Origin of the sequence: Phocaeicola vulgatus ATCC 8482 (genome assembly GCF_000012825.1) — a bacterium.
GTDB lineage: Bacteria > Bacteroidota > Bacteroidia > Bacteroidales > Bacteroidaceae > Phocaeicola > Phocaeicola vulgatus.
In genome coordinates this window covers 2,752,503-2,777,279 of record NC_009614.1, presented here as the reverse complement: position 1 = coordinate 2,777,279, position 24,777 = coordinate 2,752,503, and the positions used below count along the sequence as shown (strand labels likewise).

Here is a 24,777-nt window from a genome sequence, read left to right as displayed (position 1 = left end):
TCTAAATTTATAAAGTTAAACTTAAGCCAAAAGACCACGTGCGTGACAACGGATAAGCATTTCCTCCATTACCGCCGCTAATGGTTTCCGGATCGAACAACTTGGTCAAACCAGTCCCGGTCCAAACGTTTTCACCAGAAACGAATATGCGCAAACGGTTTATCCCGAACTTATTTGTAAATTTAGCAGGTAGGGTGTAACCAAACTGCAAGTTCTTCAAGCGTATGTAGGAAGCATCCTGCACATAACGACTCTGTACCTTTTGATTCTTTGCTCCGAAGCTGGTTCCATCGGATGAATCGGAGAAAATAGGCCGTGGATAGTACGAATCGAGGTTAGCGGGAAGCTCATGCCCTTCCAGCCCGGCGGGTTCTGCACGAAAATAATCTTCATGCTGTTTGAATCCTCGTGTATGCCAGCGGCTGTATCCGCCGCGTACACCGAACAACATGCCAGTGAAGTTTCCACTACCCCAATAGTCGTGTTTCAAAACGCCTTGGAAGAAAGCCCGGAAATCGAATCCTTTCCAATCGGCATTCAGATCTATTCCAAAGAAGTAGTGCGAATAAGTGTCTCCCAGTATCTTCAAATCGCCATGATCTCCCAAGGTACGTGCTCCCTCGCTGATTTTGCCATCACCGTTCAAGTCTTTATACATGATGTCACCGGCTGCCCATTGCGAGCCCACTGCATCTTGTCCTCCTTTAGGCAGAGAAGCCAGGTGTGCCTGCATTTCTTCATCGCTTTTGGCTATGCCGATGGTTTCATATCCCCAAATAAGTCCATCCTTGTATCCTGGCAGATAGGAGTCGATGGACAATGTCTTGTTGTCCGGATAAGAGTCAATCATCGTGATTTGATCTGACAATGACAAGTTAATGCCATATCCCAAACCATTTTTCAGACGGTCTTTCCAGCCAATTGACACTTCCCAGCCTTTCGTCCGTAAGTCGCTGTTGTTGGAACTGGGAGTTGATATGCCCAATGTTGCAGGCAGTTCGGCAGAAGGGCCTACCATACCTTCTGTGAAACGGACAAAGTAATCAAAAGAACCGGTTAAGCGATTATTGAATAGTCCGTAATCCACGCCAACATCCCATGTACGGACCTTTTCCCAAGTAAGAGCCGTATTTATCAGGCCGCCGACAGATGAAGTATTAGGAGATAATCCATTTTGCAACCAGTCTCCATTCAGTGAACCAATAGAAATTGTTCGATAAGTAGGATACCAATTGTTGATATTCTGGTTTCCCAGTTCACCGTAAGAAAAACGGACTTTCAACAAGTTGGCTATATTCTCTATTGGTTTCCAAAACTCTTCTTGCGCTATGTTCCACCCTAAAGAGAAAGAAGGAGACAATTGCCATCTGGAACCTCGACGAAAGCGAGATGTCCCGTCATAACGCATATTCACTTCCGCCAAATAGCGTCCCTTATAGTCATAGTTGAGACGGCCGAAAAAGCCTACCGTAGCCCATTCATTATGATATCCACTTACTTCCGTGTCTTTCTTGTTTCCTGTACCGTCCAGTCCGGTAGTCAGGTCAAATTGGGGGAGACCATTAACCATCAGACCGTATTTCTTAGTGGATGAGAAATCGTATTTCGTTTCTTCTGACTGAAATCCGAGCATAACCTTCAGGTTGTGCGTGTCATTAAAAGTATGCAAATAAGACGTATAAGCATTGAAATTCAAATAGTTTTCCTTTGTATCTTCCTGGTACAGGCTCGAATTCGCTTTTGTATCATCGACGGAACCATCCGGCAAATGGTTGTATGCGGGCAATGTAGTCTCCTTGACACCGCCGTCCGTAATGCGATAATTGAGTTCGATATTAGTGACCCAATTTTTTATCGGTTCGATAATCAACGTCGCCTGATGGTAGTGCCGATCAGTTTGTACATCGCGTTGCCCGCCTTCCGCGATATTCCTAACCTCTCCGTATGGATACCCGTTCGGATCGTACATAGGCATATTTGGCCAAGTCATACGGCCAAAATAGTCATAAAACTGTGAGTTGAAGGATGTCGGTCGCCAAACATCATTACGCGTAAAACGTGTACTGTAATTGAATTTCAGCCATTTTGTGATATTGGCATTGATTTTAGCAGCCACGTTGTAGCGGCTCAATCCATCTTCACCGTATTCCAGCAAACCACCCTGATCCAAATAATTGAAAGAAGCATAATAAGTCACCTTTTCCGATCCTCCGTTCACGCTTACATTATGCTCCTGAGAGAATACGCTGCTTTTAAACATTTCACTGTATATGTCTACGTTGGCATACGCATTGTACCACGGATAGTTCCATGCATTCGGATTTGCCGGATCAGAATCCATTCCTCCGGTAAGTTTTCCGGCTTGAAAATCCAGCATCTTCTGCATCACCTCGTCCGTAAAAACCTGTCCACTTCCCTTTTGATTTTTGTAAGTTTCATTGAACATCACGGCAAAAGAGTATGAATCCATCGATTCCGGCATATTGATAGGGCTGCCTATACGGAAGCTGTTGTTGTAGTTTACGGAAGTTTTCCCGGCTTTACCACTCTTGGTCGTGACAAGAATCACACCGAACGGTGCACGTGAACCATAAATGGAGGAAGCTGCCGCATCTTTCAAAACAGATATGTTCTCAATATCTTGTGGATTGATGGTGTTCAAGTCCCCTTCCGTGCCGTCAATCAATATCAACGGGCTACCACTTGAATAGCTGCCTACAGTTCCTGTACCACGGACAGAAATACTCATGTTCTTATCCAACTCTCCGGTGCTCGTACTGATTTTCAGACCGGGGACTAGACCTTGTAAGGCCTGAACCGCTGATGTTACCGGACGGGATTCTATTTCTTTGGCTGTGGCAATGCCAACCGAGCCGGTCAGATTGACTTTCTTCTGCGTACCGAAACCCACCACAACCACTTCGTCCAGCATCTCATTGTCTTCTTGCAGTGTAACGTTAATTGCCTTGCCGACAGTGGCCGTCACCTCTTGTGTCTTGTATCCTATGTACGATACGACGAGTACAGTTCCCGGCTGCACCGACAAGGAGAAATTACCATCCATGTCGGTAATCGTACCATTGGAAGAGTTGCCCTTTTCCACAACGCTGGCCCCGATGACGGGTCCCATGGCATCGTTCACTGTGCCTTTCACGGTGATTTTCTGTTGCTGTACAATCTGCACGGCACCGGAATCATTCTCTGCCCACAAGGATAGCGGCTGGCTTGCCACAAGCCCCGTGCAGAGCAATAAGGCTGTCGTCGCCTTACGGGAGAATTTAAAAGTCTCTGTTTTCATTGTTCTGGTATTAAAATTAGATTAATAAATTTGGTTCCTGTTTGAACGCCCCTGGATTGGTCAAAGGTCGTGACTACCTTAGTCAAAGTGCTTGACTACCTTGGTCAAGAATCTGCCCCGAAATATAGCGGAAGCAAAGTGTTATCCTGAATACTCCCTTTTACCTTTAAAAGCCTATGTCTTATCCTATTATATTTTTTGTCTATACGATGAGTGTTTTTTAGTCCATCGGAGAGTCATCAGAATCTCCGTCACTGCCGCCCGGTTTCTCGGTGGAGCCACTGCCTTCAGGTGCTTTACCTATGTAAATGGTATGGGAAGTGCTGCGGGGTGTCTTCAGCAGGTCGCCGCCACCGCCCCTGTACTGCGTAGTCACTGTAAGCGTATATTCGCCATCGTCTCGCACCGCACGCCAGGATTCTTTGCCACCATGCGATCCAGTATGATTTCCCTTGTCGATGCTGTGGGTAGTCTCCAAAGAGAAAATCTTGTCCGCCTTGTCATCGGTAGTCACGGTGTTGTCCACCGGCCATGCTTTCAATACATTTTTTGCCATATTTTCATAGTCTTTTGTTAACGTTGGAAATATTATTTCAAGTTGTGACAAAATTAGTTATAATAAGCACAAGCCGTAATTTGTAATGTTTCTAAAAAGGGTTCATTTCTTTCTAAATAAAAGGGCACAAAAAAGGATTGGGAATCTTTCGCTATCATGAAAGATTCCCAATCCTATCATCTATGTCTGTTACACCATTCTTACAGATTCTTCATCACCTGTAGCCAATATACCAATGCCCAATCTTGGTCGTTGGCATAAGGGTCATAGAAATGCGCTTTTTCTCCATTGACCTTATGCGGATACATGTAGGCGCAGGAAGCCTTCCCGTCTTCAAAAAACAAGCAGAGGTTATTGCGCACAATCTCTTCGGCCAACTTCTGATAAGATGTATCGCCGGTACACAAAGCATAATAATGGTAAACCGATGCAGTAACCGTACTCCAATAGTGAGGAAAAGTATCGCCAAAAAGCTCGTATTTGCCAAACCAATGCCCGTCCCAATGGCGGATAGCTATCTCGTTCAGGTGGAAACTGGGCTGAAAACCGTTGAACGCCTCCACAACGGGAAGTTGCCGCTTGACCTCGTCCAGATATCTCCGCTCCTTGGTTTCCAAATAGACTTGAGCGAGCAGTTGCAGGGCCGGGGCCACGATGCTCTGTTCATAATTCACTTCACTGGCCGGATAGTTCACCCCGTTGGCTATGAATTTGTCACCAATCGTTTTGAAGTCATCCAGCAGTAGCTGGTGTTCGTTCTCCATCTTGGCTTCTTTCAAACATTGCAACCCTAAACATACCGGATAACCGATGCCGTAAAAGCCATGACCGAACTGGCGAAACATGGAACGAAGCGTTTCGTAACCGTCACGGACAAACTGTCTGTTTCCCGTAGCCCGATACATATAGAAATAGAATTCGGCAATCCAGACATAGTTGTATGCCCGGTTCCGGTTCTTTTGATCCACACTGGAATAGGTGACGTATTCGGGTGTCTGCAAACGGGTACGGAGAAATTTTGCATAGCGGAGAAGAGAGGATTTCAAATCATTGTCTTTTTTGTCGGACAAGAGGTATTGCTTGGCCAACAGCACGCCCATACCTACACGCTCGGCACCTTCGTCACGGTCCACCGGGTTACAGTTGGGCGTGTTGTTCGGATAAATGCTGTCGGCCTCGCAGTCATAAACCATATACGCCCCGTCGCGCAAGTCGCGAGGATTGTTCATCTGCTGACGATTGCGGATAAACGATATGCGTTTGTTCACCAAATCTTTTACATTATCTATTACCAGTAAGTCGGCATGGGTTCTCTTTCCGTTGCCATAGCAGAACTCCACCCTCATTTCTCCCGCCTGCTCCATTTTGTGTTTTACCGTCCATATGCCGTTTGCATGATAGACTTTGACGGGGATACCATTTATCTTTGCAGTACAGTTTCGGAGCGGAGAATTGCATCGCATAGTAACGTAAGCCATTTCACCTATTTCATATACATATTTATCTGATGAGACAAGCACACCGCCTTTGTCCAACATTTTGTCACGAAAGTCCGCTTTTCCCCCATGCGAGAACAACCGCCATTTCAGGCGATACGACTCTCCCGGATTCAGACGCATGTCCGGCAGGTTCATGGCAAATATACCACGCATGTGCGAACTGCTCGTTTTCCTGCCCCGTCCCCATATCTCATAGCTATCAATGGCTCCTTCGGTCAGCATCATCCCTACATGGGGGGCTTCAAAACCCATTCGCAACGCATTGACGTATGCACCGCTTCCGCCATTCCATACATGCGCATGGCAACGATTGGTGATGCAGGTTTGAGAATTCGGATAATTATCATTAAATGGAGTGTAAATGCCTATATCGTACAACCAGATCCGCTCTCCGCCCTTGTTCGTAAAAGTGTACTCTTCTATCAAATCACCACCATCCATGCTGCGTTCGGCACGGATAAGTACGTCACCCTCCTTATAGAGAACCTTTTTTCCTTCGTCCTCTACTACAAGAGGGCGCATCCATTCCTTTTTCAGGCTTTCATGTCCTTTTACTTGCGTGAAATAACCCAATCCCCAACTGTATCTTTCCGTAATCCAAGGGTATTGACTGCCGTCAGTTTTCACTATCCAGTTCATGTGATGCTTGTCGCCTTCAACAGTCAATTCGTCAATGGCACCGGTAAACGGATTGACCGCAAACCGAACGGTATCGGACACATCCAGCTTGTCATGTCCGAACAAACCAACTGAACGGGCATTGATACCCGTTGCAAGCAGGAAGCTGAGAAATACCAGCAATGTTTTTCTTGTCATAAAATATATGTATTAAGAGTTATGTCAAAAGTGACCCTACAAAATTATAGGTTTTACCGTGAACAAGGGGGATGGAAAGTTCTTTTTTGAAGTTAGTATTCTTTCTAAATACTATTCCACGCCTATAAAGGCGTTAAAGAAGATGGAAATCCATCTTTTAGGGTTGTTTTTCTTTCTTTATTCAAATTATTATGCCATATCAATGGCAAATGCTTAATTTTGTATCATTGAAAAATACAGTGCATGAAGAATCTATTGACATATCTTATCATCAGCTTGTCCATACTCCAAAATTTGGCCGGACAAGCAACTTACAACTTTAAGCACATCAGTTCGCAAAACGGCTTGTCCAACGATTTTGTATTGGATATGGCAATTGACCAACAAGGATGTGTTTGGGTTGCAACGGAAGCGGGGTTGAATAAATGGGTCGGCAATGGGAGCAATATTGTATATAAGGAAAGTAATTCCGGACTGGTAAGTAATGAACTTACCTCCTTGTATTATGATCCATCCGAGAATATACTATGGGTTGGCTCCAGACAAGAAGGTATCAGTCTGTTCGACTGCCGGACGCAACAATTCAAAGATTTCACAACAGATGAAGGATTGTCCAGCAATAGTGTAACCGACATTATGCCGGCAGCTGGGGATAAAGGCGTATGGATTGCATATTTAAGTGGGGAAATAGACTTCTATGACAAACAGACAAAGAAAATCATCTCATACAATAGCCGAAACATTCCGGGATTGACCGGAAGAAACCGCTGTTGCAGAGATGACAAGAACGGAGCTTTATACGTAGGTCACATAGGGAATGGAATGACAATAATCAACTTAAAGGAGAAAACTGCAAAAAAATATCTTCATGAACCAGATGATCCTCAAAGTATTCCCGGAGATAATGTACGCTCCATCTTCATAGACCACCTGAAAAATATATGGGTGGGAACCAATGGCGGACTGGCTTTGTTCAATCCGATGACAGAGACATTCACCTGTTTCCGACACGACAACAAAAATGAGCATTCACTGGTAGGAGACAACATTCATTGCATCACAGAGACGAAGGATGAAAATCTTTGGATAGCTTCCGATTTAGGAGGAATCAGCCTACTGGATTTACATAATTTTAGTACTCAAAATGTTGAGAATTTAGAGTTTAAGAATATTACCCATCTTAACAGCAGTCTGTCTTCTCCCAACACACGAATGATACAAGAAGATAAATTTGGCAATGTATGGATTGGCAACTACAGTTCCGGTCTTGATTTTATCAGCCATAACCAATCAAACTTTCATATCATACCTTATTTCTATGAAATAGGTGAAACAAAAATCCGGAAACGAATTTATGGAGTAAAAGCCAATCCGGATGGCACTGTATGGTTGGGAGGAGAAAATGAATTGTCCCTATATGACGGACATCAGATATCCAGACGCGTGAATCTTTCCACATATATGTATCGTTCCTATTCGGTCATTTATACCATAGAAAAAGATAAAAACAATAATCTTTGGCTGGGAATCAACGATGAAGGAGTCATGTGCTACAATCCACAAAAAGACTTTTTCAGCCATGTGGATTTGGATGTGGATAACTTGGATATCCGTGTTTTCTATGAAGATGAGGACGGGACAATGCTGATAGGCAGTGAAATAGGGTTATATACTTATAGTAAAGGGACTATAAACAAGATTGCGATGAATAGCTGGAAAAACTGGCCACCTACAGTTTTTGCCATAATGAAGGACAAGCAACAGAAGACATGGATGGGCACATTAGGTTCCGGTATATACATTCTTGATGCCAATAATAAAGAGCTTATACATCTGCATGAAGATAAGAATTTCTGTTCCAACAACATTAACCAAATATACAAAGACAGGCAAGGAGGATTATGGATTGCAACTTATAAAGGATTAGCCTATGTAAAAGACTCCAACTATCCGGAGCAAATAGAGGTCTATGATGAAAAAAATGGGTTGGCAGACAGTCATATCCGGGCCATTCAACAGGATAAGATGGGGAATATATGGGTCAGTACCTATACCGGCATAGCCTGTTGGAATGCTTATCAGCAAAAATTCCATAATTATGATTATCAGGATGGAGTTCCTATGGGAGGATTTGTAGAGGGCTCGGCAACCATAACACCAGATGGCACTATCTATTTTGGTTCGTTACATGGAGTTTGCTATTTCAATCCGCAAACAATTGAAGCCAACGAAACCGTTTCTTCTATAGAAATCATATCCTGTGAAAGCTTCAATACACAAGAGGGAGGACGAAAATCGGAAACAATGACACCGGACAACGAGGGATTCATTCGTTTACCTTATGACCGGAACACATTTCGCATTTCATTTTCCACAGCAGACTATGCACAGAATGGGCAAGTGGAATATGCTTATATGATGGAAGGAATGGATAACTCTTGGTATAATACAGAAGATGACAATACCATTACTTTCCGCAATGTCACGCCAGGCAAATATACATTCAAGATAAAGGCACGCCTAAAAAACGGAGGATGGAATGAGGACAACATTGTTCCTCTACACATCATTGTCAATCCTCCGTTTTGGAGAGCCTGGTATGCCTATTTGTTTTATACATTGCTGGCATTGATTTTGATATATTTCATTTTCCGCTCATATAAAAAGAGACTTTTACTGCAAAATTCTTTGGACATAGAGAAAAAGTCCTTGGAAATGGAAAAAAAGAATCGGCAAAAGGAACACGAACTGAACAGTGAGCGGCTGCGTTTTTATACAAACATTGCACACGAGCTACGCACACCGCTCACGCTGATTATCGGTCCATTGGAAGATTTAAAGGACAACAGAAGCATGCCTACTCCTTTCCGCACAAAGATACAGACCATCTATCGTAGTGCCGTACAACTGCTCAATCTTATCAACCAGCTAATGGAGTTCCGCAAGACAGAAACTCAAAACCGCCAACTGACAGTAGTCAAAGGAAATCTAAACAACTTGGTTACAGAGATAGGATTGAAATACAAAGAACTGAACAGGAATGAACATGTGACTTTCAACATCGAAGTAGAACCTATGAAAAAGACTGTCTATTTCGATGCTGAAATCATCACCATCATACTCAACAATCTACTGTCCAATGCCATCAAATATACACCGGCAGGCCAGATAACTCTCTCTATGCACCAGATAAAGGCAAACGGCACGAGTTATGTAGAAATGGTCGTGGCAGATACCGGCTATGGCATCGATGCCGAGTCTTTGCCACACATCTACGACCGATACTATCAGGCGAAAGGTAAGCACCAAGCTTCGGGTACCGGCATCGGACTGGCATTGGTGAAGTCACTCGTTGATTTGCATCATGGCTCATTGGACGTAGAAAGCGTGCTTGAAAAAGGAACCACTTTCTTCTTTCGCATAAAGACTGACTATGATTACCCCGAGGCACTGCATAAAGAAGAAGAGGATTCAGCAATTCCTGCAAAAGAAATTGTGGAAGAAGACCCCGAAAACACACTTCCTATCCTACTGGTCGTGGAAGATAACAGAGATATCCGGGAATATATTGCAAACGAACTGCAAGATACCTATAGAATATTGCAAGCCGATGACGGGAAAGAGGGGTTAGCCTTAGCATTGAAATATACTCCTAATATCATAGTAAGCGACATAATGATGCCCAACATGAATGGAATAGCCTTATGTAAGGCTATTAAAAGCGACATGAACACCAGTCATATACCGGTCATTTTACTGACAGCCAAAGATTCTATACAAGATAAAGAGGAAGGTTATAACAGCGGAGCGGATTCTTACCTGACTAAGCCTTTCAGTGCTAAACTACTAAGAAGCCGGATCAACAATTTATTGGAAATCCAGAAACGCTTAGCCAAACGGTTTATAGCAAACGTCCCAACTACAATAACAGAAGAGTCCAACGATTTGCAAACGCCATCTTCCACCCAGCCACAATTGAACAAACTGGATGAGGCTTTTCTTACCAAATTGACTTCTTTAATAGAAAATAATCTGGAGCAGGAAAAAATAGATATTGCCTTTATGACAGACCGCATGAATATGAGCTATTCGGCATTCTATCGTAAAGTAAAAGCATTGACCGAACTCACACCTAACGAGTTCGTCCGAAAAATCAAATTAAGAAATTGTGCCCTTTTATTACAGACCGGGGAATATAATGTTTCGGATGCAGCCTTTAGAACAGGCTTTAACAACATGCCCCATTTCCGCGACTGTTTTTTCAAGGAGTTCAACGTATCTCCGTCGGAATATATCAAACGCCATAGAAAATAAAAGATAAGAGCCTATTTAAATTTTATTTAGCATTCTTTTGAGAGTTCTTTTTGAGGATGTTTTTCTGTTTTACGAGAAGCATAGCAAGCTATTTAACGAATAAAAAGAGGAAAACAGACCGAAAAGAAACTTAGGAAGAAACAGAATAAAAAACTTTTTGAAGAAAATTTAAATAGACTCTAAATAAGTTCTTTAGAGATAATTAATATCAAACAAACAACTAGAAATCTGTTGCATAATATTAACAATTAACGCAATATAGTCTATTTGAAATAGACAGATTTGAATTAGTTCTTTGCCACTTTAAGAGGTAAAGTTAGTTAAGATACCCATTAAAATATAAGTTTCAGATAAAAATAAACTTTACAACGTTTTTTTATTAATAAATTTATAATATAGCAGACTATCAATATAGTCAATATTTTCTACCACACCAAGTAACTAAGAACTTTTGAATTGCTATAATTCAAAACTAAGAAAAACCACAACTAATATACACCTTAATATCATCCATTCATATTATACAATTTTATGCTTATTATTTTACAGGCACTAACGAGGATTCATATAAAAGACAAAGTACTTACATTATGTATAAGCATATTAAAAAGCTGTTTTTTTATTTTATTTCAGCTTACTCTCGAAAGTTATTTTGAGGATTTATCTATTTTTTCAAAATAATATAATAGGCTATGTGACAGAGGGAAATAGATAAAAGAGCTCTTGTAAGGAGACTTATTAAACTTCTAAAAGAAGAATCAAAATAGTTTCTAAATCTTATTGAAACAATGTTGTATATCAATACATATAAACTATTACCACCGCAAGATGTAGCCCCCAAGCTCAATACACACTATTATGTGCCTATTTAGCCTAATTCTCGAATCCTGCCATATTTCAGTTCTTTTTTCCCTTTATAACGATTTCCCCATTTTTATTATCCCGTCAGTAGCTCCACCTTGCGTGGTTCAGGGTGCAAAGCTACGTCCGGGTCCCCTAAAAATCTGCAAGCCCGCTTCGCGCCCTGCGGGTTTTGGCGAAAAATTTTCAATCCGTCCAGTGGGGCGGTTGAAAATTTTTCACCAAAAGCCTTGCATATTTTCTCCCCGTCCGTATCTGCCCCCTGAAACGAGCAAGGTGAGGCCACCGACAAGGCATAAAAAAAAAGTCAATGTTATGAAAAAGAGAACTGAAATACAACAAGATTTGAAACGAGGCTTCGGCTTCGCTCCAACCGGCATTAAAAATTTGGTGAAGTGGTTGTCGGTCGGTTTCATGGTCTATGTGGCAGTACGTTTCGTGTGTGCCTTTGTCGGTGGTGTAGTGGTTGGCTTGGGCGGTGAGTTGCCCATGTTGGCAGTTTTGGCGGTGGTGTTTTTCCTCATCCGTGCCGTGTGGCGCATCCTTTCCGCTTTCCTTTCCCTTTGCGTGCTCGCTCTTCTCATCCTTGTTCTTTGCGTGATACTCTGACAGAATATTAATCATTTTTAAATTAAATCATTATGACTAAAGTACATTTATTGGGAGCTAACAAAAGTTACGACAGAAGCGTTCAGACCGTTTCAGTCAATCAAGTGGTAGTATTGGAAGGCTACAGCTATGACAGCTATGTTGTGTATGAAGTAACCCGTGACAAGTGGGGAATAACCTATCATCTTGTCAATTTGCGGACACACGAGTTTCACACTTCCGACCTTATCCGGCCATTATCAGAGAAATTCGGAATAGGCATCTATTACGATGATGCGAACCCCAAGTTTTTGGATCCGTTGGAAACAGCCGCTTTACTGACCAAAGCGAAAGAGAAGAAAGCCGAAGAAGAAAAGAAAGCGAAGGAAGCAAGAGAGGAATACGAACGTATCGCCAAAATCGGTGCGGAACGTTTGCGCCCCCTTATCCCGACGGATGCAAAGGCGGTCATTATCGGCACATTGAGAGTGAACGAATGCGACAGTTATACGGACTATTACGACTATAGTATAGCAAGAACCGTCATTTTAGGCTTTTCCAAACATACACGCAACCTCTTTTCAGAAATGCGCAAGCATGCCGCCAATTTTGAGGAAACGGCCTATTTGGCAGAATATAACGCAGATTACGAACACCGTGAAAATTACAGCATGGGGGACGGCATGTATTTGGGCAGGAACAAGTACAGCGGTTGGACGATTGAGAAAGAGCCTATCTACGACCTTGAAAAGTTCATAGAACGGTATGCGCACACCGCAGGGGATGAAGCCAACCTTTGCATGAAAGCACCGCAGAGGGAAAACGAAGCACAACAGCCGACAGCAACCGCAGACCCTTCAACCCTCAGTCTTGAAATCGTGGAATACAGCGAAAAGGCGATTGCCGTATTCGGTGACACCAAGCCGATAAAGGACGTTCTGAAAAACTTGAACGGTCTGTTCCGTGCAAACCTCACTTATAAGGGCGAAAGGCGTGCAGGGTGGATATATTCCAAGAAGCAGGAGCTGAAAGTAAGGGAAGCACTCGCCACGTGCATCCATGTATGACAGCATGAACGGCAGGGCGGAGCAATCCGCCCACCTATCAATAAACCCATAAAAAAGTAACGACATGAGAACAGAAACAAGAACATACACCCTCTATCGGATAACCGAGTTATCCGAGGAAGCCAAAGAAAAGGCGTATAACCAGTGGTTATGCAATGGATACTTTTACGGTTGGACGCACGAGAACCGCCAAACTCTTGACACCTTTTGTGAACGCTTCGGCATTGTGTGCCGTAATTGGAGATATGACGCATGCAATTACAGCTATGACTACCGTAGCAGGCAGAAAGATTGTATAGACAGCCTGAGCGGTTGGCGATTGATGGCCTATTTGATGAACAACCATTGGAACGACCTATACACCCCCAAATATTTTTGGAAAGGGATGAAAGGACGAAAAAGCAGGATATTTGTAGATATTTGTTGCCCTCTTACGGGCTACTACATAGATGACTGCATTCTTGATCCGATTTATAAGTTCTTGAAATCCCCCACCGGGAATGTCACGTTTGATAACCTTATGAACAAATGTCTCGACAGCTTTTTCCGTGCTTGTCGGGATGATATGGAAAGCACCCAGACTTTGGAATACTTCACGGAAGAAAGCAACGCCAACGGTTGGGAATACCTTTCAGACGGAAAACTATTCAATTAATTATCAACATTTAAAAACTTACCATTATGAAGACGAACAAAAAAGTACAGAAGAACAGCGTACAGAAATCAGAGAAAGAAAATGCAGTAAAAGTAACTGCTTTGGCAGTTATCCCGAAGCCGATAATGTTACTCACACCGCAGGACGTGCCCACGGCTACCGAAGTGGCGGAAGCACCCGAAACGGCAACCGTTCCCACCGTTACGGAAGAAGCACCGCAGCAGGTCACGTTCAAGACACCGCTTGCAACGGCCACAGCCGAAACAGACCTTGATATTACCACCGTGCATCCGAGCGCAGACAACCACCGCAAGACGTTCAATAACGCATCTTTGCAGGAACTTGCGGAAAGTATTCGGGAAGTTGGCATTTTGCAGGCTATCGCAGTACGCCCCCACACGGCAGGAGGTTACGAAATCATTTACGGAGAACGCCGTTATCGTGCCTCACTGCTTGCAGGAGCAAAGACGATAAAGGCAACTATCTATAATAATATAACAGATGATGAAGCGGAAGATATGTCACTGAGTGAAAATTTGCAGCGTGAGCAGGTACGCCCCACCGAAGAAGCGAAAGCCTTCAAACGCCTGCTTGAAAAGGGCAGGTATGATATGTATTCACTTGTCAGCCGTTTCGGACGAAGCGAGAAGTATATCTATACCCGATTGAAACTGAACGAACTCTATGCGCCTATCGGTGAACTGTTAGACAATGAAACAATTACTATCAGCGTAGCCGAAGAGATAAGCACCTATGAAGCAAATATCCAAAAGGACGTGTATGAGAACCACCTCAAGTCAGACAACAAGGACGATTGGAGCGGTTACACGCTCAATCTGTTCAAGAAATATTTTGAGAAATACTACACAACCGACCTTGAGCAATACAAATTCGACAAGACGGAATGCAAGGCATGCGTACACAACGCAGCCAATTACAATCTCTTTGCCGAGCATAACGGATGCGGACACTGCACAAACCGCAAATGTCTGGAAACCAAGAATGCCGCCCATGTGGCAAAAGAGACGGAGAAACTTTTGAAATCCGATCCGAAGCTGGTTGTCGCACGCCCCTACTACGGAAGCCGTAACGATATGGCACTACAGAAATTGGACAAGAAAGGGCATGAAATCAAGGAACTTGACTACAACGTATCGGCAAGGGAATTTCCAAAAGCCCCCGAAGCACCGAAGAAAGAGCAGTTCCCCCAAGCGAAAGAGTACGAACAGGCGGTGCAGACATTTGAGCGCAGAAACGAGGAATATGCCCGAAAGGTGGAGGAACTTGACCGCATGAAGGAGGAAGGCAGGATAAAGACCTATGTGAAGGTAGGGCAGACGGAACCCGAACTCTGCTACGTGGAGATAAACAGGAAGGAAACCGCCCCCGTCACTATCGGGACATTGCAGGAGAGGGACAAGCGTTTCAAACAGCTTTCTATCGAAAAAACCGTTGCCGACACGAAAAAGATTGTCCGGGAGAACGACTATCCCGAAAGTCCGTTCACGCAGTACGAGGACGGCATGATTTATTTCGCCATGCTTACCCAACTGCAAAGGAAGCATTTTTCGCTTTTTGGCATCAAGGACCAGCCTTTCGCATTGGACGAGAAACAGCGGATGAAAATCGTTGCCAAACTGACGGACGCACAAAAGACGGTAATCAAACGGGACTTCATCAGCCACTTCCTTTGTGAGAACGGCCACGGAGACAACAACGCATCCAAACTGTTAAGAGACTTCGCAAACATGCACTTTCCCGACCAGTACGGACTTGCCAAAGCCACCCACGAGGAAGAATATCAGAAACGGCATGAACGTTTGGAAGAAAGGATAAAGGAAATGAAGAAAGCGGAAAAGAAAGCAGCCAAAGAAGCGGAAAAACAGCAGACGGCAGAAAAGACGGAGAAGAAAGTCACCGCCCCGAAAACGGAGAAGCCCGAAAGCGGAAAAGCCGCCTGAAGCCGAACAGAAAGCATGTGCCGGAGACAACATCCGGCACATCTTTTTCACCACCCTCCAAGAGAACAGAGGGCAGGGCCGGACGACCCCACCCACACCGCCACCGTAAAACCTTTAAAAATATCAGCATATGAAATATATAAAAATGTCCCCTAACGTGGAGTATTCCACCGACAGGGAGTTTTTCCTTGAACATCAAATCCTCTGCATCGTGAGCAGGGAAGGTACAAAGTTTTGCAGTCTGGTAGAGAACCGTCTGTTCATGCGTTCCCAAAGCCGCCATATCAGCAAGCAGATGCAGATGCATATCATGTGTGAAATCCACAAGGACATCTGCCGCCTTCGCTATGGCGGCGAACCCGTGGACTGACCTGCCACACCCCACACTTGAATACATCCTCTTAAAAAAGTCGGGCAATCCCTATGCAGTTGCCCGGCTTTTTTCTATTTTTGCAGGGTTGAACCAAAAAAGAAAGTTATAAGATTAAAGATTTTGAATGATAACATATTAGAATAGCTTTTAGCTGTTTGTTCTTACTCTCGAAACGACCAAATTCAATGCAGGAGAATAAACGGGCAGAGTCCTTGTCATACACCAATGGCACGGTCTTAACTCGTTTCCTGCATGGGTGCTTGGTCGTACCGGAGAGTAGAACCTGTTAAGTTCCGTGTATTTTTGGTACATAACAGGAAGTTACGGACAAGGTATTACTCAAAAATCACAGGAAGATGTACAACAAGAACGTTGCCATTACCGGCAGTACCATTGAAAAGACAACCAAATACGACCAATTCAGGGAAGATAAAATCCGTATGGAACTCTACCGGATAATCCTTCCACTTTATAATGAAGGTTATCGCACATTCACCTGCAATCCGCATTCCTATATCGGATTATTAGGTGCGGATACGATAGTCATGCTGCGTGAAGCGGGCAAATGCCCGGAGATAATCCTTTCAGTAGCCATACCGGAAACCGCTTTTCCGGCAGATACCGACAAGGTGTATTGTGCCTTGTATGACGACCTGATAAAGCAGGCGGACAATAAAAAAATACTTCCGGAAAAAGAGTTTTTTGGCAATGCGCTTGTCGGTGGTCATATCATCTGTTATTACGATGACTTTTCCACAGAAATGCAGCAGATATGCGCATCCGGTACTCCCTATACCAATATCCGTAAAATGATATAGGCACACATTCTTTACCGCAGGTTACAGCAGTTTCTCCAGCCGTGCAATCCGTTTTTCGGTGGACGGATGCGTACTCATGATATATTCGGTGAAAGTCGGATGCTCACCGTAAACGTTTTCCGTCCTTTTCAACCGGCGGAGGAAAGAAAGCAATCCTTCGCCGCAACCATATTTCACTGCATAGGCATCACAACGGTACTCGGCATATTTATTGATATTCACGTCAGTTATCCGGCTGATGCCGTATATAATCCGGTGAAGCAGTTTGTAAACGGCCCACCATAACTTCGCTATGAGTTCACCTACAAGGCCCAAAGCCGGAACCAATGCGAACACCATGCTGCCAATTATCCCGAATATCAGAGCCGGAATAAGAAATATACCATAAAGGCAGCGGTAACCGAACGACTCCATCGAGAATAAAAGCACCTGATAGACGAAGTCGTAATGGGAGATATGCCCCACTTCATGACTGATGATGCCCTTCAGCTCCTCATCCGAAGCTGCGGCGAGTACTCCGCCCGTCAGTCCTATCGTATTGAAACCGAATGCGGCGGCATTTACCCGTGCGTCATTGTTACGATAAAGTTTCAGCCTCCGGTTCATACCCATTTCTGAAAGCAACCGTTCCAGCCTCATGCGATCGGAACTGTTCAAAGGACGGTATCCTTCTTTTCTGCGTAGCACCCACACATTTAGCGGAGAAATGGAATAAAGGATGAATAACAGCAAAAGATAATACGGTAACGTATTGACTAAATACGGAATCACCCCCTCATCAAACAGCCCCGGTATATATGCCGGCCATATATGGCGCAAGATTGAAAGTAGCAATGCGTAAAACACCGTAATAAAGACAAAATTCACTATCGTGACATAAGCCAGCAGCAACAGCTTGCTGATGATACGGAATATTCTGAGTGTTGTTTTCATGCGTATATGATTGAACTATTAACTTCCGGCTAAATATAAAAACAAATTTTGTGCAATCCGAAACAATTACTTATTCATTTGTTTTCATTAAGCAAATTTCATAAAACAAAGACGATAGGTTTCCCCACCGTCTTTCTTGATAGATAATGGTAGCAGTTATTCCTTTGCCGTAGTGCTTTCTAAATCGAACGTCACCGTCATTTCTCTTTCCCTGCCAAAATTATCCCGGACAAAGAATTTCAGTTCCGAGCGTTTGGCACTTGTCGAACGGTAAAAGAGGGTGAATACCTGCTTCACCGGATTTTCCGTATCCAGTCCCGGCACCTCTGCCAGCGGCCTCACTTCCCGGTTCACAAGTTTTATGCCTTCACTGTCGGACACCTCTCCCTTGCCTTCCATCTGGATGTAACCTATTTCATACTCCGCCTTTTCATAGTCTCCTTCACGGTCAAGATAAAAGCGTATCTCCACCGTTTCACCCGTTGCAATCTGCTTTTGCAGATACCATGACGAGAGGCTGAAATCATAATCCTGCCGGATGTCTATCCCGTCGTTACAAGAATTGAAGGCCAGCGCCGCAAGCAGTGCACCTATACATTTATATAATACGTTTTTCATTTTTTGTTTCTCCTTTCTCTTTTTATTAGTTAATAATAAGGCGAACGCCCAATCCTATCTGGGTATGGAAGTTACCCGCATCCGTTCCGAAGAACGCCCTTTCCTTTACCTGCATCAGCAGGATAATCCGGTCTGTCAGCCAGACATCGAAAGCCGCCGTCAGACCGCCGCCATAAATAAAGCAGTCACCGTTTGTCACCGCCGCTCCGTCAGGAAGCAGGGAGGTTCCCCAGTTGACTGTCTCGAAGCCGCCCAAAACGGAAAGTCCGATACGGAAACAGACGTTCCGGCCCTTGTCCGACAATACGGGAATAAAATAGCCGAGTTCCCCCGTGAACTGCGCTTTGGGTATTGCCTTATTTTCGTAGGTGTACTCCTTTATCTGATAATCCAGACCATACAGCCAGCAGGTACGGTTACGGTTGGTATGTGTAAAGGCCAGCGAGGTGAAGTAGTGGCGTTCGCCGCCACTCTTCCATGAAAGGAAATGATTGACTCCCCCTGTTGTAAATTGTACACCCGTCTGTCCCGGCAGGTCACGCTGCGCGTATGCTTCGCCCGCAAAGAGCGACAACATGGCAACTGTCAGTATGAATAGTATTCTTTGCATATACATTATATTATATATAGGTTATTATTTCAGATGCAGTTCACTGATTGGTTTTGCCGCCACAAGGTCTGTGTTCTCTATGCGGAACGACTGGTGACGGGCACCGCCCTTTTCGTAAACCTCCACCACGAGCAGTTTGTCATCCGGCAGGGTGAGCTTGGGCAGCACGAATATGTTACGTACCGTGGCTTTTCCGTCCACCGTTGTCAGACGGTTGTATGTCCTTACCGGTTCTATGAAGTTCTCCTGCATGGCCGTGCGCTTGGCCACCTTCTTGTCGATAATTTTGAAACGGATGTAGTCGATGTCGAACGATATATCCGAACTGTTGCGCAGGGAAGTATGCAGGTACAGCAGGTCATTGTTGATATAAAGCCCTTTGAGCAGTGTCTGTATGCCGTACTTCTTGCAACCGATATGCCTGATATCCCTTTTGTTCTTTTTATACAGCGTGTACATAATACGGTTCACCACCAGCGGTGTCTCCCCGCCGAGTTCTTTCAGCTTCACGAACATGCGGTCGCCCGCAATCCCGCCTTCGGGATTGTCCCGGAGCCAGTCTTCCATCTCGATGGAAAGCCAGGCCGGTTCGTCCTTATAAACCACATTAAAAGAATAGAAACAACCGTCGGCAGTGATGACGGAGAAGTTCGTTTCCCCTTCAAAACCTTTCACCGCCGCCTTGATGCGTACCACATTTTCCGCTCCCGTGGCCTTGTCCGCTATGATGTCGAACGAACCCAAATCCACATATTTCACTTCGGAAGGGAAAAGGATATGTACGGTTTTCTGAAAAGTCACCTCAATCTTATGCGGTGAGATAATCCGGTTGGTGGGGAAAATCCTTGTTTCCACCGGTTCCTGAGCCTTTACCGACAATACGGTTAAAAGCATGACTATTGATAGAATAAATCTTGTCTTCATCTGATTACTGCTTTTTGGATATTAATAAAAGTTGATAATTAGCTTTCACGGCCACCTTCACCTCACGCATCTTTGTGGCCAGATATTGTGATCCGCCGCCAAGCACGCCCCTTGTCACGTCCATGACGAGTTGTTGCGAGGCACTGCGTGCGAACGAGATGCTTGTTCCGAAACTGCCTCCGATATTGGCGGCGGCTTCTTTCATGGCGGTACGTTCTGCGGTATTCGGAACAAAAAGTCCGGCCTGCCCGTCCATATCGTAAGCCGTTAGTTCCACCGGCAGGATATTGCCGCCACTCTCTATGGAGTTTACTGTGACTGCCATCCGTTGCCCTTCGATACGCACCGTACCATATAGCGGAGTATTGGCAGGTACAAGCACACCGCCCACTTGCAGCGGTTCCAGCAACCGGAACTTCAGTCATGCTCCGGTGGTCACTGTCTGGTCTTCAGCCACGCAGGCACGTATCGTATTGGCTCCGGCAAGCTGTCCGCCGCCCACGGCAGTGGCAAAACCGTAATTGCGGGGTATCGTGTCGGGGACCGGAGGTACGGCCAGTGACGAAACCACATTCTCCGTAGCACGTCCGGCAGCTATGGCGGCAGGATTACCGGATGAACCGCCCGTAACGCCCGCAGGCTGTATGTTTTTCACCTGTCCGCCCATCTGTCCGGGGAAATAGCGTGCCGCCATCTCATACGACTTTTCCATCAGTTCCAGCGGGTCTTGTCCTTTCCGTTCATGTTCCAGCTTTTCGTTAAGCTCCTTCACCTGCCGTTCCAGTTCGTCCACCCTCGGACTCTCCTTCGGTTCCTGATAGAACGAGGTGATCTGCCTTGAAATCTGCCGCTGTTTTTCTCTGGACTCCCGGATAGCATCCGCTTTCGGTACATCTTCTTCCGGTTTCAGCCCGTCCGTTGTGTCCGGCATTAGGTAGCCCCCGGCCACATCCTGCAAGGTTCTCACTTTTTCTTGCCTGCGTTTCTTCATCTCTTCCAGTTCGTAAGCCTTCTGTTTGTCGGCCATTGTCTCCGGTGCGATAGCGTCGGGTATCGTCGTATTGATGCCTGCCGTCCCTTCCACCGTTTCGGGTGCGTCCGGTTTGAAGATAAACCAGATGAACCCGGCGCAAAGCAGGGAAAGGAATGTCACTACGCCATAGAATTTCAGCTTGTCGGTAACCTTGCGGTTTAACTTCTTCTCCTTTTCGGATGCAGGTTCCGCTTTCTGCATTTTTTTATTCTTTTCTTCTTTCTTATCGGATTGTGTCATTGGATACATTGTTTTTTAATGGTTGGATACTGCCCGTTTGGGGAAGCGCAATCCTTTGGAGATGCTGTACCTCAATCGGAAATTTGTCTGTCCCGCAGAAACCGCCCACGATGTAGGCAAGATCGATGGCGGCGAAGAGTCCGAGCAGGTAAAGGATGATCATCCTTTGCTGCCGGTAGCTCAGCCGTTGCCACCGCCTGCGGAGTTTTGCTGTATGTCGGTCTTTCTCCGTTCTGAACGAGTGGAAGACCTTTTTTATACCGTTATCTTTCATACTGTCCGATGTCCCTGTTTTCGATGATGGTAAAACTCTCTATCAGAAAGCCCTGCGGATTGTTGTCGCTCCGGGTTACATTCCTCAGACGGCAGGTGGTGACAAGCGACCTTTCGGTAACGCTGCTCGAACGGATGATGTGCTGCCGGCTATAGGTCTTCATCTCGTATGGATAACTGTTGAAGTTCCCCTGTATGCTGTCCACCGTCAGCGTCTGCGAGATGTTTCCCGCTATCATCCGGTTGAAGTAGCCTTTCTCCTGCAAGTTCCGGTAGTAACCGATGGCACTTTCATCCGAGAGGTAAAGGGCACGCTGGATGTTGCTTTCAATGGCGCTCTTGTCCGGTGACAAGGAGAAGAACAGTTCGTGGAAACGTCTGATATGTTCCCTCGCTTCCACGGGGCGATTCTGCTGCACATCCTGCGAGAGTGCCAGCATCAGTGACTTTCCGCTGTCCAACACATAAATTTTCTGCCGCTGCGCCTCGGCGAACTCGTATGCCTTTCAGGTAGCGAAGACCGTTACCAGTGCGCATACTCCCAGGAATACCATTCCGAACAGCCGTAGCTGCCGGAACGATGTCTCGATGTTTTTTAATGATTTAAATTCCATGTTTTTTTGTTAATTAATAGTCCGTTAAAACATTTTCTTGATGCGCCCTGCAACCGATCCTCCGACTGCGCCTCCGACTGCTGCCGCACCGTTTCCTGCCATCTTCCCGGCACCGTTAGCTTTCTGCCCGTAAGCTCCCGCACCGCCTGCCTGGATAATCCACGAGGACACCGTGGGAACGCAGAAATAACCGATGATACCTATAATCATGAATATACAATACACACTGCCCGATGCGTCCGGTATGAATGTCGGATCCTGCATCTGTTTGATGTCCTGCTGCAACATCAGAACCTGTATGCGTGAGAGGATAGCCCCGAACAGGTCGCCCACGGGTAGCCATAAGTAAATACAGATATAGCGTGACAACCATGTGGTGAGCGTACTCTGGAACCCGTCATAGACGGCCAGTGCAAAAGAGATAGGCCCCAGTATGGAAAGGACAATCAGAAAGAAAGTCCTCAGCGTGTCTATCAGCAGCGAGGCTGCCTGAAAGAAGAGTTCCAGCAGTTCCCGGAACCATTGCCTCACCTTTTCCCCCATGTCATACACCGCCTTCTGCCCGTACATGTTTATCATCGTGTCCATGTCCCCCAGCGACCAGCCAAGCTCGTCTATCTTCTTGTCAAATTCCTCATCACTCACAAGGAAAGCCTTTGCCGGGTCACGGAGCATCGCTTCCCGTTCCAGTTCGTCCTTCTCTTCCTGATACTTCTTCATGTCGAAAGTCTGCTGTTCCACCAGTGAGGAAGTGGCACTGCATACGGGGGAAAGAATCCCGTTGATTGTCCCCAGCACCATAGTAGGAAAGAACATGATGCAAAGGCCCAGCACAAATGGTCTGAAGAGTGGGAACACGTCTATCTCTTCCGCCCTTGAAAGGGACTGCCACACCCGGTAGGCCACGTAGAACAGGGCACCGATACCGGCCACTCCCTTTGCCACACTGGCCATATCCTCGCACAGCGGCATCATTTCATCGTAAAGCGAACGCAACAACTCATGTAGGTTCGTCCAGTCTATTGATAGTAATACCATAGTCTATCTGTTTTTTAAGGATGAATGATTACCAGTAACGCTGGTCGTGTGTCCCGTACAGGGCAAGCACCCGCCGGGAATCCCCCTTCTTCTTGCTGCGCAGGTACGATATGCCGATATTCTTTCGGGTATAGTACCATGTCAGGTTCTTGTATTCCAGCACTTCGCCATATATCCGGTTGATGATGTCCAGCCGTTCCTTGTCGGTCATCGAGAGTCCGGTAGCCGTGGTCACTTCCTTCAAGTCCAGCAGCAGGTTGCTGCTTTCTTCAAGCAACCGGTTATACCCGAAAGCAATGGCCGAGAGTTCTTCCACGGTAAAATTCGGGTCGCCCATCATCGTATTGAAATTGGTCACGTAAATATCGCTGATGTCACCTACCAGAAGGATAGTCTGTTGTACCTTGCGTGCCCCTTTTACGAGATCGTGTACGGATTTCAAAGCATCGTAGTAGGCCTTTCCCTGCTGGTAAATCTTTACAGTCTCCTGAAAGTTACTTCACATGTTCTGTGCCGTTGTGGAAGTCTGTACAATTTCATTGGCCGAGTTTACAATGCCTTGAGCAAGGTTCGTAGGGTCTATCACTGCCCATTGTGCTTTGCTTGTTACCGAAAGGGACAGCATTGCCATGAATAGAATTAGTAGTCTCTTTTTCATGCGTCTATCTCCTTTCTTTGGTAAGTAAATACCGGCTGTCGTCATCACGGGCAAACAGTCCGTAACAGCCGAACAGCAATACCTCGCTTCCGCTGAAATACCCGATACATCCGGCATCCTTGTTCCCGTGCAGGAAAAGGTCGTCCCCTTTCCGAAGCGGGATATTGATTTCGGTATAACTCATTTCTCCGGCGAACAGCGTAGCCTTGTATCCCTTGAATCCGTCCGTCACATGGTTGGATTTACGGATTGTCAGCGTGGAGCCGCCTTCCTTGTTCATTCAGTGACCGCAGATGCGGTCGTGTTCCAGTTCCTTCTTCATTTCTCCGATCAGGTTCAGCAGATCCAGATTGGTCAGGGTCGCATCTCCGAGTGCTTCCCTGCATTGGCTTAATAAATCTTTCTTACTCATTGTTGTCTATAGATTAATATGGTTACTTGTTTTCCTGCCGTTTGCTTTCGGCAAGTTGTTTGATAGCCAGCTCGATGTTTCCGCCCAGCTTTTCCGTAAGGTGGGTAAGTTCCAGTTTCTCAGTCTCTTCGGTGGTGTAGCAAAGGTACTCTTCAGCCGAAACTTCTGTCGCATATACCGCACTTTGCGTACCGCCAAGCCCAATCCAGACCTCTTTATAAAGGCGGTTCGCTGCATTGGCAAGATTGATAGAAAGTATCTGGCTGCGTTCCTTGTCCGTCAGGCCGAGCAGGTTCTGTATCTGGTCGAACTTGTTCTGATACTTCCGCTGATCGAGCAGTATTTTGCAGTCACTGTTGTTGATAATCGTCTCTTTCACAACGGGGGAAGAGATAATATCATCCACTTCCTGCGTCACTACAACCGCCTCTCCGTAAAACTTTCTGACTGTTTTAAAAAGATAACGGATGTAGTTTGCCATACCTTCCTTGGCGATTGCCTTGCCGGGTAGGTCAGGGGCATTACTGCCCCTTTCCCCCCTCAGAACCGTACATGAAAGTTTCCAATCATACGGCTCAAGCAGTGTTAAATTTCTATTTAATAGAAACCAGCTCATAG

20 protein-coding genes and 2 pseudogenes are annotated in these 24,777 nt (G+C 45.4%); 7 read left to right on the top strand and 15 right to left on the bottom strand.

All coding sequences use genetic code 11. The features are described 5' to 3' along the window. Window positions 1–7 precede the first annotated feature (7 nt). The 3 genes from BVU_RS10880 to BVU_RS10870 form a co-directional block, all read right to left on the bottom strand. Window positions 8–3,298 carry a SusC/RagA family TonB-linked outer membrane protein gene (locus tag BVU_RS10880; protein ID WP_011965486.1) on the bottom strand — a complete coding sequence of 1,097 codons (3,291 nt, stop codon included), beginning with the start codon at window positions 3,296–3,298 and terminating at the stop codon, window positions 8–10. Between the two features lie 220 nt (window positions 3,299–3,518). Further along, window positions 3,519–3,854 (bottom strand): hypothetical protein, encoded by a 336-nt coding sequence (locus BVU_RS10875; protein ID WP_005831648.1) that lies wholly within the window; start codon window positions 3,852–3,854, stop codon window positions 3,519–3,521. Between the two features lie 200 nt (window positions 3,855–4,054). Beyond that, the gene (locus BVU_RS10870; protein ID WP_005831652.1) at window positions 4,055–6,169 is read right to left on the bottom strand and encodes a hypothetical protein; all 2,115 of its coding nucleotides are present in this window, start codon (window positions 6,167–6,169) and stop codon (window positions 4,055–4,057) included. 243 nt (window positions 6,170–6,412) lie between these two features. On the opposite strand from BVU_RS10870, the gene BVU_RS10865 reads away from it, so the two are divergent. From BVU_RS10865 to BVU_RS10835, 7 genes are all read left to right on the top strand, one after another. Beyond that, window positions 6,413–10,483 carry a hybrid sensor histidine kinase/response regulator transcription factor gene (locus BVU_RS10865; protein ID WP_005831654.1) on the top strand — a complete coding sequence of 1,357 codons (4,071 nt, stop codon included), beginning with the start codon at window positions 6,413–6,415 and terminating at the stop codon, window positions 10,481–10,483. A gap of 1,176 nt (window positions 10,484–11,659) precedes the next feature. Next, complete coding sequence (locus tag BVU_RS21615; protein ID WP_011965484.1) at window positions 11,660–11,953, top strand: hypothetical protein; 294 nt, start codon at window positions 11,660–11,662, stop codon at window positions 11,951–11,953. Between the two features lie 32 nt (window positions 11,954–11,985). Next, a complete protein-coding gene (locus BVU_RS10855) occupies window positions 11,986–12,999 on the top strand; it encodes a hypothetical protein (RefSeq protein ID WP_011965483.1) in 1,014 nt (337 codons plus the stop codon). A 64-nt stretch (window positions 13,000–13,063) separates the two neighbouring features. After that, window positions 13,064–13,654 carry a hypothetical protein gene (locus BVU_RS10850; protein ID WP_011965482.1) on the top strand — a complete coding sequence of 197 codons (591 nt, stop codon included), beginning with the start codon at window positions 13,064–13,066 and terminating at the stop codon, window positions 13,652–13,654. A gap of 26 nt (window positions 13,655–13,680) precedes the next feature. Beyond that, entirely contained in the window at window positions 13,681–15,615 is a 1,935-nt protein-coding gene (locus BVU_RS10845) for a ParB/RepB/Spo0J family partition protein (RefSeq protein ID WP_011965481.1), read from the top strand. A 130-nt stretch (window positions 15,616–15,745) separates the two neighbouring features. Next, window positions 15,746–15,985 carry a hypothetical protein gene (locus tag BVU_RS10840; protein WP_009040005.1) on the top strand — a complete coding sequence of 80 codons (240 nt, stop codon included), beginning with the start codon at window positions 15,746–15,748 and terminating at the stop codon, window positions 15,983–15,985. 359 nt (window positions 15,986–16,344) lie between these two features. Beyond that, window positions 16,345–16,806: a hypothetical protein gene (locus BVU_RS10835; RefSeq protein ID WP_011965480.1), complete on the top strand. Its 462-nt coding sequence runs from the start codon at window positions 16,345–16,347 to the stop codon at window positions 16,804–16,806. Between the two features lie 21 nt (window positions 16,807–16,827). Here the strand turns inward: BVU_RS10835 and BVU_RS10830 are convergent, their stop codons facing one another. The 12 genes and pseudogenes from BVU_RS10830 to BVU_RS10770 all read right to left on the bottom strand — a co-directional run bounded on the left by BVU_RS10830 (window position 16,828) and on the right by BVU_RS10770 (window position 24,775). Then, window positions 16,828–17,739 carry a M48 family metalloprotease gene (locus BVU_RS10830; RefSeq protein ID WP_011965479.1) on the bottom strand — a complete coding sequence of 304 codons (912 nt, stop codon included), beginning with the start codon at window positions 17,737–17,739 and terminating at the stop codon, window positions 16,828–16,830. Window positions 17,740–17,895: 156 nt separating this feature from the next. After that, a complete protein-coding gene (locus BVU_RS10825) occupies window positions 17,896–18,357 on the bottom strand; it encodes a DUF3872 domain-containing protein (RefSeq protein ID WP_011965478.1) in 462 nt (153 codons plus the stop codon). Between the two features lie 25 nt (window positions 18,358–18,382). Continuing rightward, the gene (locus tag BVU_RS10820; protein ID WP_041174446.1) at window positions 18,383–18,973 is read right to left on the bottom strand and encodes a conjugal transfer protein TraO; all 591 of its coding nucleotides are present in this window, start codon (window positions 18,971–18,973) and stop codon (window positions 18,383–18,385) included. A gap of 18 nt (window positions 18,974–18,991) precedes the next feature. Next, entirely contained in the window at window positions 18,992–19,891 is a 900-nt protein-coding gene (traN, locus tag BVU_RS10815) for a conjugative transposon protein TraN (protein ID WP_011965476.1), read from the bottom strand. A gap of 4 nt (window positions 19,892–19,895) precedes the next feature. Next, entirely contained in the window at window positions 19,896–20,300 is a 405-nt protein-coding gene (gene traM, locus BVU_RS10810; protein WP_005655072.1) for a conjugative transposon protein TraM, read from the bottom strand. A gap of 12 nt (window positions 20,301–20,312) precedes the next feature. Beyond that, complete coding sequence (locus BVU_RS10805) at window positions 20,313–21,164, bottom strand: conjugative transposon protein TraM (protein WP_041174445.1); 852 nt, start codon at window positions 21,162–21,164, stop codon at window positions 20,313–20,315. A 263-nt stretch (window positions 21,165–21,427) separates the two neighbouring features. Beyond that, window positions 21,428–22,051, bottom strand: a pseudogene (gene traK, locus BVU_RS10795) (conjugative transposon protein TraK). Between the two features lie 24 nt (window positions 22,052–22,075). Next, a complete protein-coding gene (traJ, locus tag BVU_RS10790) occupies window positions 22,076–23,089 on the bottom strand; it encodes a conjugative transposon protein TraJ (RefSeq protein WP_011965471.1) in 1,014 nt (337 codons plus the stop codon). A gap of 28 nt (window positions 23,090–23,117) precedes the next feature. After that, window positions 23,118–23,747, bottom strand: a pseudogene (locus tag BVU_RS10785) (DUF4141 domain-containing protein). A gap of 4 nt (window positions 23,748–23,751) precedes the next feature. After that, window positions 23,752–24,027 carry a hypothetical protein gene (locus BVU_RS10775; RefSeq protein ID WP_004313115.1) on the bottom strand — a complete coding sequence of 92 codons (276 nt, stop codon included), beginning with the start codon at window positions 24,025–24,027 and terminating at the stop codon, window positions 23,752–23,754. After that, entirely contained in the window at window positions 24,028–24,159 is a 132-nt protein-coding gene (locus BVU_RS22775; RefSeq protein WP_008020351.1) for a hypothetical protein, read from the bottom strand. A gap of 22 nt (window positions 24,160–24,181) precedes the next feature. Continuing rightward, window positions 24,182–24,775, bottom strand: a complete 594-nt coding sequence (locus BVU_RS10770) for a TraG family conjugative transposon ATPase (protein ID WP_011965468.1) — start codon at window positions 24,773–24,775, stop codon at window positions 24,182–24,184. Window positions 24,776–24,777 lie beyond the last annotated feature (2 nt).